The sequence below is a fragment of the Gluconacetobacter johannae genome, assembly GCF_014174305.1.
Lineage (GTDB): Bacteria > Pseudomonadota > Alphaproteobacteria > Acetobacterales > Acetobacteraceae > Gluconacetobacter > Gluconacetobacter johannae.
The window spans coordinates 146172-160538 of record NZ_JABEQH010000002.1 but is presented as its reverse complement, the minus strand read 5'-3'; the positions used below and the strand labels follow the sequence as shown (position 1 = coordinate 160538).

11 protein-coding genes are annotated in these 14367 nt (G+C 69.5%); 3 read left to right on the top strand and 8 right to left on the bottom strand.

Translation table 11 applies throughout. The annotated features are described in order from the left end of the window. The first annotated feature begins 93 nt into the window (after positions 1 to 93). Positions 94 to 1554 (top strand): hypothetical protein, encoded by a 1461-nt coding sequence (locus HLH21_RS02265; RefSeq protein ID WP_182940631.1) that lies wholly within the window; start codon positions 94 to 96, stop codon positions 1552 to 1554. A 49-nt stretch (positions 1555 to 1603) separates the two neighbouring features. Here the strand turns inward: HLH21_RS02265 and HLH21_RS02260 are convergent, their stop codons facing one another. Then, on the bottom strand, positions 1604 to 2596 hold the full coding sequence (locus tag HLH21_RS02260) for a LysR family transcriptional regulator (RefSeq protein WP_246379057.1): 993 nt from the start codon (positions 2594 to 2596) through the stop codon (positions 1604 to 1606). 108 nt (positions 2597 to 2704) lie between these two features. On the opposite strand from HLH21_RS02260, the gene HLH21_RS02255 reads away from it, so the two are divergent. Continuing rightward, positions 2705 to 3634 carry a cupin domain-containing protein gene (locus HLH21_RS02255; RefSeq protein WP_182940629.1) on the top strand — a complete coding sequence of 310 codons (930 nt, stop codon included), beginning with the start codon at positions 2705 to 2707 and terminating at the stop codon, positions 3632 to 3634. A 40-nt stretch (positions 3635 to 3674) separates the two neighbouring features. On the opposite strand, the gene HLH21_RS02250 is transcribed toward HLH21_RS02255, so the two are convergent. The 4 genes from HLH21_RS02250 to truB all read right to left on the bottom strand — a co-directional run bounded on the left by HLH21_RS02250 (position 3675) and on the right by truB (position 8897). After that, positions 3675 to 5093 (bottom strand): NAD(P)H-dependent flavin oxidoreductase, encoded by a 1419-nt coding sequence (locus HLH21_RS02250; protein WP_182940853.1) that lies wholly within the window; start codon positions 5091 to 5093, stop codon positions 3675 to 3677. Between the two features lie 128 nt (positions 5094 to 5221). Next, positions 5222 to 7363 (bottom strand): polyribonucleotide nucleotidyltransferase, encoded by a 2142-nt coding sequence (gene pnp / locus HLH21_RS02245; RefSeq protein WP_182940627.1) that lies wholly within the window; start codon positions 7361 to 7363, stop codon positions 5222 to 5224. A 320-nt stretch (positions 7364 to 7683) separates the two neighbouring features. After that, complete coding sequence (gene rpsO, locus HLH21_RS02240) at positions 7684 to 7953, bottom strand: 30S ribosomal protein S15 (RefSeq protein ID WP_182940625.1); 270 nt, start codon at positions 7951 to 7953, stop codon at positions 7684 to 7686. Positions 7954 to 7976: 23 nt separating this feature from the next. Further along, entirely contained in the window at positions 7977 to 8897 is a 921-nt protein-coding gene (truB, locus tag HLH21_RS02235; protein WP_182940623.1) for a tRNA pseudouridine(55) synthase TruB, read from the bottom strand. A 156-nt stretch (positions 8898 to 9053) separates the two neighbouring features. Here truB and HLH21_RS02230 point away from each other — a divergent pair, with 156 nt between their 5' ends. Then, positions 9054 to 10070 (top strand): MlaD family protein, encoded by a 1017-nt coding sequence (locus HLH21_RS02230; protein ID WP_182940621.1) that lies wholly within the window; start codon positions 9054 to 9056, stop codon positions 10068 to 10070. 56 nt (positions 10071 to 10126) lie between these two features. On the opposite strand, the gene HLH21_RS02225 is transcribed toward HLH21_RS02230, so the two are convergent. The 3 genes from HLH21_RS02225 to infB all read right to left on the bottom strand — a co-directional run bounded on the left by HLH21_RS02225 (position 10127) and on the right by infB (position 14367). Then, positions 10127 to 10948: an SDR family oxidoreductase gene (locus HLH21_RS02225; RefSeq protein ID WP_246379056.1), complete on the bottom strand. Its 822-nt coding sequence runs from the start codon at positions 10946 to 10948 to the stop codon at positions 10127 to 10129. Between the two features lie 276 nt (positions 10949 to 11224). Continuing rightward, entirely contained in the window at positions 11225 to 11662 is a 438-nt protein-coding gene (rbfA, locus tag HLH21_RS02220) for a 30S ribosome-binding factor RbfA (RefSeq protein WP_182940619.1), read from the bottom strand. After that, the gene (gene infB / locus HLH21_RS02215) at positions 11659 to 14367 is read right to left on the bottom strand and encodes a translation initiation factor IF-2 (RefSeq protein WP_182940617.1); all 2709 of its coding nucleotides are present in this window, start codon (positions 14365 to 14367) and stop codon (positions 11659 to 11661) included. Before infB ends, rbfA begins: the two co-directional genes overlap by 4 nt.

The following is a 14367-nucleotide window of genomic DNA, read 5'->3' as shown; positions in this document are numbered from 1 at the left end:
GCGATATAGTCCCGCCGGCGCGCACAACGGACACCCTGCCGTCCGCAGCGCCCCGGAGAAGACGCCTGACATGTCCCGCACCGACGCCCCCGCATGATGGTCGATCGCCTGATCCGAGCGGGGGCAGGGCTGCTGATCCTGGTTCTGCTGCTGCCGGTGCTGATGATTCCGTACCGGATTTCCCTGAACTACAACGAGGGGTGGAACGCCTACCTGGCGCTGCGCGCGGTGGGCGCCGCGCTGCCGCTTTATCCCCCGGCCGGCGGCATGGTCTTCAACAACTATCCGCCGCTGGGCTTTTCCATCGTCGGGCTGATCGGCGCCCACCTCACCGGCGACATGATCGTGGCGGGGCGGATCGTGGCGCTGCTGGCGCTGCTGGCCAGCGGCGCGCTGGTCGCGTGCTGCGTCCGGCGGCTGGGGGGTGCGGGCCGGCCGGCCGTCGCCGCCGGGCTGCTGCTGCTGCTGAACGCCGCCACGATCTTTCCCGCCTATGTCGCAATGGACGACCCGCAATGGCTGGCCCATGCCCTCATGCTGGGCGGGCTGGCGATGCTGCTGGGCGACGCGCGCCACCCGCGCCATGGCGTCGCGCGCGTCGCCCTGGCGGCACTGCTGGTGGTCGCCGGCGGGTTCGTGAAACATAATCTGGTGGCGCTGCCGCTGGCGGTGACGGTCTGGCTGGCCTGCTGCGACCGACGGGCCCTGCTGGTGTGGTGCGGCGCCGGCCTGCTGGCCGGGCTGGCGGGGCTGGGGGTGACGGACTGGGCCTATGGTCCGGCGGTCTTCGCCGACATCCTGGGCCATCGCCGCGTCATGGACCCCGCGCACCTGCTGGTCGGGATCCGCAAATTATCGGAAATCCTGGGCCTGCTGGTGGTGGGGCTGCTGGCGGCCACACCCTGGGGCGGACGCCCCCCCGCCGATGCGCGCGACCGGCGGCCCGGCCTGTTCGCCCTGCTGTTCCTGGGGCTGGCGCTGGTGACCGGCCTGACGCAGCGGATGGGCGACGGCGTGAATTACAACGCGCATTTCGAAACCCTGATCGCCGCCTGCATCGCCGTGGGGCTGGCCCTGTCGCGCCCGCCCCGGACGGTGGGCCCCCTGCGCCTGACGCCCACGCGCCTGCTGTGCATCGCGGCGCTGCCGCTGGTCGTGGCGGTGCCGGTGCGGCTGATCCATGCATGGTCCGACCTGCGCCGCCTGCCCGACGCAACCGCGCGCTGGCAGGCCGCCATCGCCCATGTCGGCCACATTCCAGGCCCCGCGGCGTGCGAGACGCTGGCCCTGTGCTACTGGGCGGGCAAGACCGAAACGATTGATTTCTTCAACCTGACGCAGGCCATGCGGGCAGGCCGGCAGGCGTTTCCCCTGGACGACATGGCCCGGCGACGGGTCCTCGGCGTCATCGAGTACGATCCGCGCGCGCCGCGCCACCGCGACGCCATGGCCGCCGACGGTCATGACCCGATCGTCGATCCCTTCCGCGCGGCAGGCTACGACCCGGCCTTCACCGGGCCGGACCGCATCGTCTTCCTGACCCCGAAGGCCTGACCCGGCGCGAGGCGAATCCCGGCGGCTGACGGCCGGTGGGACGCACGGATCAGGGCGTCGGGGTCGTCCGGGCGTCGAAGGCCCGGCCGGCGGCGCCCAGCGCGGTCACGAAGGCGCGGGTCTTGGGCGGGACCACCTTCTTGCGGGGATAGACCACGGACAGGTCGCACGATTCGTCGGGGTCGGGCGTTACCCGCCATCCGGGCAGGATGCGCGCCAGCCCGAACGCGGCGGGCGGGCGGTCCATGAACATCCAGTCCGGCAGCAGGGCCAGGCCCGCGCCCGCGCCGGCCAGCGTCCGCAGCATGTCCAGCGAATCCGCCGCGACACGGGTGGGAAACGACAGGAATTGCGCCTGTCCCGCACGGTCGCAGCGCCACGCCGGCGCGGCGCCGGGCCGCGACAGGCACGCCACGCCGGACAGCGGCCCGCCCGCCGGCTCCTGGTCGTCCGTCAGGCCCATGTGCGCCACCAGGCCGGGGGCCGCGACCGCCCACCACGTCCCGGTCAGCACCGGGCGGAACAGCAGGCCGGAATCCGGCGGCCGGCCCGACAGCACCGCGACGTCCGCGCCGCTTTCGATCAGGATGTGCGACAGGTCGCCGAAGGCCGGGCCGCTGCGGATTTCCACGTCGATGTCGGGATAGGCCCGCAGGAAGGCCGGCAGCATCGGCGCGATCACCGCGCGCCCCACCGACGGCGAGGCCAGCACGCGCAGGCAGCCCCGGGGGGCCGCGTTCAGCGACGCGGCCTCGGCCCGGGCGTCGTCCAGATCGGCCAGGATCCGCCGCGCGCGGCCCAGGAACCGTTCGCCGATTTCCGTCAGATGCAGCCCGCGCGTCGACCGGTTGAACAGGGCGGCGCCCAGATCGTGCTCCAGCTCGGCAATCGCGCGCGAGGCCGAGGACACGTTCAGGTCCAGCACCGCCGCCGCGCGCGACAGGCTGCCCGCGTCGGCGGTGGCCAGCAGCACCCGCAGGCAGGTCACGTAATCCACGCCCATCCCCCACGCCGCATGCGCGCGCCGCGCCGCGCCGCGCAAAACTCTTTTCCATATTCCGGCGTTCCGCCGGGACCGCGACCCACCCTACTCTGCTGCGGCAGTCCGGCAAGACACAGAACCGGACGGGAAACCCAGGAGGACCAGACCATGCTCGATCGTACCAGCATCCCCGTCACCCGCGATGCCGAATGGTTCGAATACAGCCGCGCCGCGAACCCGATCCGGCCCGGACTGACGCCCCGCCTGCCCTTCATGTCCTGGGGGCCGGAAACCTGGGCCGAAGGGCCAAGCCGGGTCATCCCGCTGGATGTCTCCGACCAATTGCGCTGCCCCGGTCCCGCCACGTCGCCGGGCCTGTGCGCCGCCTTCGTGCGGATCGACGCCGGCGACACGCTGCGCCCCGACATCGCGGCGACGTCGCAGGTCTTCTACGTGATCCGGGGGGGGGGCCGCACCGAGCCCACGGCCGCCCACCTGCCGTCGGTGGAGTGGCAGCGCGGCGACATCGTCGCCCTGCCCGGCGGCACCGGCTACGCCCACACCGCCAGCGACGACGCGACGCTGTACCTGGTGCATGACGCCCCGTTGCTGGCCTATCTGGGGGTGCGGGTCGAACAACCCCGTTTCGAGCCCACGCTGTACCCCGCCGAGCGGACGATGGACGAATTGCGCGCCGTCGCCGCCAGCCCCGAGGCCCGGTCGCGCAGCCGCGTGTCCGTGCTGCTGGGCAACACGAATTTTCCCGGCACCCGCACCATCACCCATGTCATCTGGACGATGTTCGGCCTGCTGCCGGCGCAGTCGGTGCAGAAGCCGCACCGGCACCAGTCGGTGGCGCTGGACTACATCGTATCCTGCCCCGACGGGTGCTACACGCTGATCGGCGAGACGCTCGACGCCCAGGGCCAGATCGCCAATCCGATCCGCCAGGACTGGCAGTCGGGCATGGCCTTCATCACGCCGCCCGGCCTGTGGCACGCCCATTACAACGAAAGCGACGAGGAAGCCTTCCTGATGCCCATCCAGGATGCGGGATTGCAGACCTATCTGCGGTCGCTGGACATTCGGTTCGGCTGACGGGGGAAGGCAAGGGCCTTGGCCCTTGCCGCCCTTCCCTTCAGCGCCCCGTCAGAATCCGATCGACCAGTTGCCCCACCGTCGGCACGAAGCCGTCGGCATAGAACGGGTCGGTGGCGAAGCGCCAGGCGTTGGTGCCGCCGAACATCAGGTTGTTGTCCATCACCGCGTCGCCCCCGTCGTCATGGGCGTGGGCGATGGCCTGCAACGTCTTCTGGATGCAGAACGAGCGCGGGTCGGCCTTGTGCCCGTTGGTATAGCCCGGCCCGCGCTGGCTCCAGTTCGAGAAGCGGCATTCCGACAGGCAGCCCATGCAGGCGACCTGATCGGCCAGGATCTCCTGCGCCTTGTCCTTCGTCACGAAGATCAGCGTCGAGTCCGGGGTACGCATCGCCTCGGTATAGCCTTCGGCCTCCCACAGGCGCACATGCTCGCGGTCGGCCTCGGTCATGAAGACCTGGCGGGCGCGGGCGCCGACGCCGTAGGGGGCCGTGTGCTCGCCCACCGGTTCGCTGGAATAGGCGACCTGGCGTTCCGAACGGCCCTGCAGCTCCAGCAGGAACGGGTTGTTGACGGCCGAGGAATAGAAGCCGGTCGGCGAGAAGCGGTTGAGGAACACGTCCCCCTTGTGCAAGGTCCGCAGGCGGCGCTTCCACGCATCGGGGATCGGGCTTTCCCGCGTCAGCAGCGGGCGGGTGCCGAACTGGAAGGCGATGGGGCCGAGGTCGGGATTGTCGATCCAGTCTTCCCATTCCTCCAGCCACCAGACGCCGCCGGCCATGATGATGGGCGTGTCGTGCAGCCCGAACGTCCGCATCGTGCGGCGCAGCGCCAGCACGCGCGGCAGCGGGTCCTCGGGGGTCTGCGGGTCCTCGGTGTTGGACAGGCCGTTATGGCCGCCAGCCCGCCACGGATCTTCGTACACCACGCCGCCCAGCAGGTCGGCGGTCTTGTTGAACGACCGCTTCCACAGGGCGCTGAACGCGCGGGCCGAGGAGACGATCGGGTAGTAATGGATGCCGAAGCGCGCCGCGATGTCCGACAGGCGATAGGGCATGCCCGCACCGCAGGTCACGCCGTGGATCAGGCCCGGCGCGCCTTCCAGCACGCCGGTGATGACCTGTTCGGCCCCGCCCATTTCCCACAGGATGTTGGCATGGACCCGGCCCCGGCCGCCCGACAGGTCGTGGGCGATGCGGGCCTGGGCGATGCCGCCGCGAATGGCGTACTCCACCAGCTCGTCCTGCCGTTCGCGCCGGGTGCGGCCGTGATAGACCTGCGGCACCGGCCGGCCGTCCGCGTCGTACGAATCGGCATTGACGACCGAGACCGTGCCGGCGCCGCCGGCTGCCGCCCAATGCCCGGACGTGACCCCGGTCGAGACCGACACGCCCTTTCCGCCTTCGACCAGCGGCAGGACATCCACCCCACCCATGCGGATCGCATTGATCGCCTTCATCTCTACCCTATCGTCCACGACACCCGCATGGGGGCCGGCGTTTAACGGTTCTGTCCCCGCCCGGCCGGACGGGGGCGCCGCCACGGCCGGGCTGGGCGCAACGCGCCCCGCCCGGCCCCGGTCGGCCCTCAGCGCGCGGGCGGGCGGCCCGGCTTGGCGCCGACGGTATCGGTGATGTCGGCGCCGGTTTCCTGATCCACGACGCGCATCGACAGCTTGACCTTGCCGCGATCGTCGAAGCCCAGGACCTTGACCTTCACGGTATCGCCCTGGTTGACCACATCGGTGGTCTTGGCGACGCGGCCCGTCGACAGTTCCGAGATGTGGACCAGACCGTCCCGCGCGCCCATGAAGTTCACGAACGCACCGAAATCGGCGGTCTTGACCACCTTGCCGTTGTAGATCTTGCCGATCTCGGGCTCGGCCACGATGCCGCGGATCCGCTCGATGGCCTTTTCGGCCTGATCTTCGGACGTGGCGGCGATCATGATCGTGCCGTCGTCGTTGATGTCGATCTTGGCGCCCGAATATTCGACGATCTCGCGGATGACCTTGCCGCCCTGGCCGATCACGTCGCGGATCTTCTCCTTGGGCACCGAGATCGTGGTGATCTTCGGTGCGGACGAGGACACGTCGGCGCGGCCTTCGGTCAGCGCCTTGGCCATCTCGCCCAGGATGTGCAGGCGGCCGTCGCGCGCCTGGGCCAGGGCGATCTTCATGATCTCGGGCGTGATGGACGTGATCTTGATGTCCATCTGCAGCGAGGTCACGCCCTGCTCGGTGCCCGCGACCTTGAAGTCCATGTCGCCCAGATGGTCTTCGTCACCCAGGATGTCGGACAGCACGGCGAAGCCGCGATCTTCCTTGATAAGGCCCATGGCGATGCCCGCCACCGGACGCTTCAGCGGCACGCCGGCATCCATCAGCGCCAGCGAGGTGCCGCAGACCGTGGCCATCGAGGACGACCCGTTGCTCTCGGTGATCTCGGACACCACGCGCATCGTGTACGGGAAGGTGTCCTTGCCGGGCAGCAGCGGATGGATGGCGCGCCAGGCCAGCTTGCCATGCCCGATCTCGCGCCGGCCGGGCGAGCCCATGCGGCCGCACTCGCCCACCGAATAGGGAGGGAAGTTGTAGTGCAGCATGAAGTTGGTGCGGTACTCGCCTTCCAGCGCGTCGATCACCTGCTCGTCCTGCGCGGTGCCCAGCGTCGCCACGACCAGGGCCTGCGTCTCGCCACGGGTGAACAGGGCCGAGCCATGGGCGCGCGGCAGGATGCCGACTTCCGAGACGATCGGGCGGACCGTCTTCAGGTCGCGGCCGTCGATGCGGTAGCCGGTGTCGAGCACGGCGCTACGCACCACGTCGGCTTCCAGTTCCTTCAGCATCGGCTTGGCGGCGGCGGCGTCCAGGCCCTCGGCGGTCAGGGCGGCCAGGACGGCCTCCTTCGCGGCGCCGACCTTCTTGTAGCGCTCCTGCTTCACGCGCTCCTGATACGCCTCGGCGATGGGCGCGCGGCCCAGGGCGTCGATGCGCTTCTGCAGGGCGATGGCCTCGGCCGACGGCTCGACCAGGTCCCACGGCGCCTTGGCCGCGTGCTCGGCCAGCGCGATGATGGCGTCGATCACGACCTGGAAGGCCTCATGACCGAACGTCACGGCGCCCAGCATCACGTCCTCGGACAGTTCGCCGGCCTCGGACTCGACCATCAGCACGCCTTCCGACGTCCCGGCGAGGACGAGGTCGAGCGCGCTTTCCTTCATTTCCGCGATGGTCGGGTTCAGGATGTAGGCGCCATCCTTGTAGCCCACGCGGCAGGCCGCCACCGGGCCGAAGAAGGGAATGCCCGACAGGGTCAGCGCCGCCGAGCAGCCGATCAGGGCGGCGATCGCCGGATCGTTCTCCAGGTCGTGGCTCAGGACCGTCGCGACGACCTGGACCTCGTTGCGGAAATTGTCCGGGAACAGCGGGCGGATCGGGCGGTCGATCAGGCGGGAATTCAGGACCTCGATCTCGGACGGACGGCCTTCACGCTTGAAGAAGCCGCCGGGGATCTTGCCGGCCGCAAAGGCCTTTTCCTGGTAGTTGACCGTCAGCGGGAAGAAATCCTGGCCCGGCTTGACGCTGCGGGCGCCGACGGCGGTGCACAGCACGACCGTGTCGCCATAGGTCACGACGACGGCGCCGTCGGCCTGGCGGGCGATCTTGCCGGTCTCCAGCACCAGGGGGCGGCCGCCCCACTCGATTTCCTTGCGGTAGTAATTGAACATTCAGACATGTCCTGTCGGGCGGCCGGCCCGGACGGAGCGAAGCATCCCGGACAAAGGGATGAGAGACAGCGCCTCGGACGGCATGGAGCGATGACGGTCACCCGTCAAAACACCATGTGGCCTGAAACGCTGCGACCCGGTCCGGATGTCTCCACCGTCGTGGCGGCAGCATGTTGCCCGGCCCACGATTGGGCGACGGGGGTGGCCTGCCTGGCCAGGCAGGGTGGCCGGTGCCCCCCGCCCGCCGGGCGGACCGGCGCGATCAGGCACGGGCCATGACCATGAGAAACATGGTCACGCGCGCCCGATCGCGCAACGGGTCAGCGACGCAGGCCCAGACGGCCGATCAGGGTCTGGTACCGGGCGCTGTCCTTGCGCTTCAGATAGTCCAGCAGGCCACGGCGCTTGCCGACCATCACCAGCAGGCCGCGACGCGAATGGAAATCCTTCGCGTGGGTCTTCAGATGCTCGGTCAGGTTGGTGATCCGCTCGGTCAGCAGGGCGACCTGGACCTCGGGCGAGCCGGTATCGGTGGCGGCGGTCTTGTATTCGCCGATCAGCGTCGTGCGACGCTCTGCGGTAATCGACATCGTGTTCTCCATAAATACGAAGGTTAGAGCATGCGGTCCGGGCGCAGCCAGCCATCTTCCAGCCGGCACAACCCGATCACGCGCCCCCCGTCCATTCCCCGCACGACCCCTTGCGCGGGGTCGACGGCGTCCGGAATACGCCCCATCAGGTCGAGCAGGCTGATCGCCTGCCCGTGTGACAGGGCCCCCGCTTCTTCCTCGGTCAGGGCCAGCGCCGGGATGTCGGCCAGCGCGGTCGCAACCGGAAGCAGCAGATCCGGTGAGGCAGGCGCGTTGTCGTCGTTCAGGACAATTTTGTCCAGAAGAATTGCATTATCCTCGGAAAACGGGCCCACGCGCAGCCGGCGCAGGGCGGCGACATGCCCGACCGTGCCGCAGGCCCGGGCGATGTCGCGCGCCAGCGAGCGCATGTAGACGCCCTTGCCGGATTCCACCTCGAAGATCGCGGTGTCGGCATCGGGGCGGGCCACCAGTTCGAACCGGTCGATCCGCGCCGGACGCGGCGGCAGGTCGGGGGGGCGGCCATCGCGCGCCATGTCGTACGCGCGCTCGCCCGCCACCTTGATCGCGGAATAGACCGGCGGGACCTGCATGATGTCGCCGCGAAAGGCCGGCAGCGCCGCACGGAAGGCGTCGTCCGTCGGGCGCACGTCCGACGTTTCCGTCACCGCGCCGTCGGCGTCATCGGTGTCGCGGGCCTCGCCCAGGCGCAGGGTGAACTGGTACCGCTTGGTGCCGTCCATGATATAAGGCACCGTCTTGGTGGCCGCGCCGAAGGCGATGGGCAGCAGTCCGGTCGCCAGAGGGTCCAGCGTGCCGCCATGCCCTGCCTTGCGCGCGTCGAACAGACGCTTCACCCGGTTGACGACATCGGTCGATGTCATGCCGGACGGCTTGTCGATGACCAGCCAGCCATCAATCGGACGTCCGCGCTTGCGTCGCATGGGCAGAACCTTTTTTCAGAATCTCTGGGGAGGCGTGCGTTTAGACGAGCCCCGAGCGAGGAGCAATGCCGGATTGTGCGATGCCCCGTTCCCTCCGGCCCGTCCAGCGACGAAAACGAACCTCATCCTCTCACCCTCCGGCCGGAAACCACGCCCATGACGACATCCCCGCACGCGCCGGGCCCGCCCGACCGGGCGGGACGGGTAACGACCGCTTTGTTCGTCGCGGGCGGGCTGGCGATCGGGCTGGGTATCCTGGGTTCGATCGGGCAGTTCGGCATCGCCGCCCGGACCGAACGCGCCGTCATCGTCTTCGATACGCCGGTCGCCGGCCTGGGCCCCGGCGCGCCCGTCACCTTCCGGGGGGTGGCGCTGGGGCGCGTCGAACAGGTCGCGGCCCTGGTTGACCCGGCGCGAAGCAGCGTCGTGGTGCCGGTGACCATCCGCATCCAGCCCGACCGTATCCGCCTGGCGCCGCACACCCCACGGCGCGTCACCGTGGCCTATCTGGTGGAGCAGGGGCTGGAGGCCGAATTGCATAGCCAGAGCGTGGTGACCGGACGCATCGGGATCGACCTGGATTTCACCGCGCCCGACCCGTCGCGGCGCCCCCCGCCCCATCATCCCGGCCTGTCGTCCCTGGTGGAAATCCCGGCCCATCTGTCCGCCTGGCAGGTGCTGCGCCACACGCTGACCACCCTGCCGGTCCACGCCATGGCGGCCGAAGCCCGGCAGGCCGTCGCCCACGGCCGGCATCTCGCGGCGGACCTGTCCACCACCCTGCCGCCCCTGCGCGACAGGCTGGACGCCCTGCGCGCCGACGCAACCACACTGGGAAACACCCTGCATCGCACGGAACGCAGGCTGGGCCGCAAACTGGCGACAACCCGGACGAACCTGGCCCACATGTCCGCCACAGCCCGCCGGCAGGCCGACGCGCGCGGCGCGGACATCCACGCCCTGGCCGCCTCATCCCGCGCCGCCCTGGCCGAGGCGCGACAGACACGCGACGACCTGTGCACGCTGACGGACGCACACTCACCTGCACGCGCGGACCTGGCGGCCGCCCAACGCGACATCGCCGCCGCCGGCCCCGCCCTGCACCGCGCCGTCCGCGCGGTGGAACGGAATCCGGCCATGCTGGTCAGTGCGCCAAGGGGCTTTGCCCCTTGAACCCCCATCAAAGGCTTGCCTTTGAAATCCAGTCCTTAAGCGTAAGGCTCATCCTGTCAGCCGGGTGACGCGACGGACCCAGCCAGCAGACCCCCGTCAATATTCACTTCCGTTCCCGTCACGTAGGTTGCTTCGTCAGAGGCGAGAGTGACCGCAATCGCAGCCACTTCATCGGGCAGGCCGAACCGCTTGAGTGGCGTGTCGGCAACCAGCGCCCGCATCCTCGCTTCCCGGTCCGGTCCCGTGCCGAGCATCGGTTCCCAGATCGGCGTCAGTATCGCGGCAGGATGGATCGAATTGCATCGAATCTTCCACCCCTGCTGCGCGCAGTAGAGCGCAACCGTCTTGCTGTGATTGCGAATGGCCGCCTTGGACGACGCATAGGCCGCGGCGAGCGGAATGCCGACAAGGCCGGAGCGCGACGAAATGTTGATGATCGAGCCGCTGCCTTGCCCCTTCATCGCACCGATCGCGTAGCGGCAGCCGAGGAACGTCCCGTCGAGATTGACCCGATGAACGTCTCGCCAGTCCGCAAGGCTGGCGTGTTCGGGGTCGTGGGCGACCATCCCCTGCTCGAATCCCGTCACGCCGGCGTTGTTGACCACCACGTCGGCCATCGGAACACGTTGGGCCAGCCGAAGCCAGTCGGCCTCTTCCCGCACGTCGAGCTTTTCGAACCGGCACCCGATTTCCGCTGCTGTCGCGGCGCCGGCGGTTTCATCCAGATCGGTGACGAAGACGATGCCGCCTTCATGGTGGAAGCGGGCGGCAATCGCACGGCCGATGCCGCGCGCAGCGCCGGTAACGACGCATGTCTTTCCATTCAGTCTTTGCATGATATTCTCGAAATAGAGACCAGCCGGCGAGTTGCCCCGCATGCGAATGTCTTGCCGCCTTAGCGGTGACGCTGGATCATTTCGAAAACTCCCTGGTCACTTCAACGATAGCCGGTGGGGCCGGAGCGAGCAACGGTCTCAACCGTCAGCTTTGGTATGACACATCAGGGCTCTGCCCTGAAACCCGCCAAAGGCAGTCGCCTTTGGAAACCAATCTGTTGATCCACGATCGGGGTCCAGGGCCTCAGGCCCTGGTGGGTTCGGGCAACGCCCGACCTTCCCTGACACAGGACACCATCCCATCGCAGGAGGGGTCCGTCAGTCGAGGTCGCGGGCGACGTCCGGCTGCTTCAGCAGCGCGTCGACTTCCATGGCGTAATCCAGCGCGGTGTCCGGCTGGAAATGGATTTCCGGCACCTGGCGCAGGCGCACGCCCGAGGACAGGCGCGACCGCAGGAACGGCGCCGCGCGTTTCAGCGCCGGCAACAGCGATTCGACGTCGCTGCGGCCCAGCCGGGCGACGAACGCGGTGGCATGCTTGAGGTCGGGGGAAATCCGGACCTCGGTCACCGTGATGCGGGCGTCCGACAGGTCGGGGTCGCGAAATTCGGTGCGGGCGAACAGGTCCGCCAGCACGCGCCGCACTTCCTCCGCCACGCGAAGCTGACGCTGCGAGGGCCCGGAAGCAGCGTGGCCGGCGAGTTTCCCCGCCGGCCCCGCCGTAGTCACCTTCCCGCGTGTGGGATTGCGGCTCATGCAGGGACGAGCTCCATTTCGTAGCACTCGACCATGTCGCCTTCGCGCAGGTCGTTGTAGCCGGCGAAGGAGAGGCCGCATTCGTAGCCGCGCGCCACTTCCTTCACATCGTCCTTGAAGCGCTTGAGCTGGCTGAGTTCGCCCTGGTGGACCACGACGTTGTCGCGCAGCAGGCGCACGCCGCAACCGCGCTTGACCACGCCTTCGGTGACGTAGCAACCGGCGACCTTGCCCACCTTGGTGATGTCGAACACCTTGCGGATCTCGGCATAGCCGAGGAACTTCTCGCGGTGCTTCGGCGCCACCTTGCCCTTGACCAGTTGTTCGACGTCGTCCGCCACCTGATAGATGATCGAGTAGTAGCGGATGTCCACGCCCTCGCGCTGGGCGAGTTCGCGGGCCTGGGTCGTGGCGCGGACGTTGAAGGCGATGATGATCGCATCCGACGCCTTGGCCAGCTGCACGTCGCTTTCGGTGATCTGGCCGACGCCGGCCGTCAGCACGCGGACCTTGACCTCCTCATGCTCCAGCTTCAGCACCGTGGTCTGCAGCGCCTCGGCCGACCCCTGGACGTCGGCCTTAATCAGGACGGCGACTTCCTTCTGCGCGCCGGCCTGGATGCGGGCGAGCATCTGGTCCAGCGTGCCGCGCGCCGCGGTCTGGCCGGCGGCCATGCGGTCCTTGATGACGCGCTGGCGGAATTCCGAGATTTCGCGGGCGCGATTCTCGTTTTCCACCACCACGAAGGGTTCGCCGGCGCCGGGGACCCCGGTGATGCCCAGCACCTCGACCGGGGTCGAGGGACCAGCTTCCTGGATCTGGCGGTTGCGGTCGTCCAGCATCGCGCGGACGCGGCCCCACTCGGCCCCCGCCACCACGATGTCGCCGCGCCGCAGCGTGCCCTTCTGGACCAGGATCGTCGCCACCGGGCCGCGTCCACGGTCCAGGCGGCTTTCGATCACCGAGCCTTCGGCCACGCGGTCGGGATTGACCCGCAGGTCCAGGATTTCCGACTGCAGCAGGATGGCTTCTTCCAGCTTGTCCAGCCCGGTGCGCTTCAGCGCCGAGACTTCGACATCCTGGGTCTCGCCGCCCATCTCCTCGACCACGATCTCGTGCGACAGCAGTTCCTGGCGCACGCGGTCGGGGTTGGCGCCCGGCTTGTCGCACTTGTTGATCGCCACGATGATCGGGGCGTTGGCGGCCTTGGCGTGCTTGATGGCCTCGATCGTCTGCGGCATCACGCCGTCATCCGCCGCGACGACCAGCACGACCACGTCCGTCACCGACGCGCCGCGGGCACGCATGGCGGTGAACGCCTCGTGGCCCGGGGTGTCGATGAAGGTGATCTTCGCCCCGGATTCCAGCGTGACCTGGTAGGCGCCGATATGCTGCGTGATGCCGCCGGCCTCGGCCGCGGCGATGTCGGTGGTACGCAGCGCATCCAGCAGCGAGGTCTTGCCGTGGTCGACATGGCCCATGACGGTGACGACCGGCGGACGCGGCCGCAGGTCCTCGGGCAGGTCCTCGATGCCCTCGATGCCGATCTCGACATCGCTGTCGGCGACGCGGCGGACACGGTGACCGAATTCCTGCACCACCAGTTCGGCGGTGTCGGCATCCAGCGACTGGGTCACGGTCGCCATCACGCCCATCTTCATCAGGGCCTTGATGACCTCACCCTGGCGGGCCGCCATACGGTTGGCCAGTTCCTGGACCGTGATGGTTTCCGGCAGCACGACGTCGCGCACCACGCGCACCTGGTCGGCGCGCAGGCGCTCCAGTTCCGCCTGGCGGCGCTCACGCTCGCGCTGGCGGCGAACCGACGCCAGCGAACGGGTCTTGTCGTCGTCGCCCTCGATCGCCGCCTGGACGTCGATTCGGCCCGAACGGCGGCTGTCGCCACCCTTCTTGGGCGAGGCCGACGGCTTGCGGGGCGGGACCACGCTACCGCCGGGACGGCGCGCGGGGCGACGGTCGTCGTCGCCTTCCGCGGCGCGACCGGTACGCAGGCGCAGGGTCTCGCCGGGGGCCGCCGCCGGCGCCGGGGCCGCGGCCGGACGGCTGGGCGTGACCGGACGGGCCGGCATGATGGCGCGTTCGGCCAGCGGGCGCAGGCGCTCCATCGGCGGGGCCAGGGTGACCGCGCCGGGAATCGGCACCGCCGACACGACCGGACCGCCCACGGCGGGTTCGGGCTCGGGCTCGGGCCGGCCGGCAGCCTGCGCCGCACGGCGCTCGGCTTCCTGCGCGCGGGCCTCGGCCTGGGCTTCCTCCTGCGCGCGCGCCTCGTCCTCGGCGGCGCGGCGGGCGTCTTCCTCCCGCCGGCGCGCCTCTTCGGCGGCGGACAGGATCATGATCTTTTCCTGTTCGCGCCGTTCCTGTTCGCGGCGGACGGCCTCGGCCCGCTGCTCATCGAGGACGCGCTGGCGGGTTGCGAGTTCGGCCGCGGTCAGCGCGCGACCACCGCCGCTGCCACCCCGACCGCCGGCCCTGCCGCCGCCGGACGGACCGGAGCCGCTGCCCGCGGGGGCCGGACCGGGGCCGCGCTTCTTGCGCACCTCGACCTGAACCACCTTCGAACGACCATGGCTGAAACTCTGTCGCACGGAGCCACCATCGACCGTCCGTCCGACCTCCCTCCGGCCCGCCGGCCGCAGGGACAAGCGTCCCTTACCCTGATCCTGATCGTTGCCTTCGCTCAT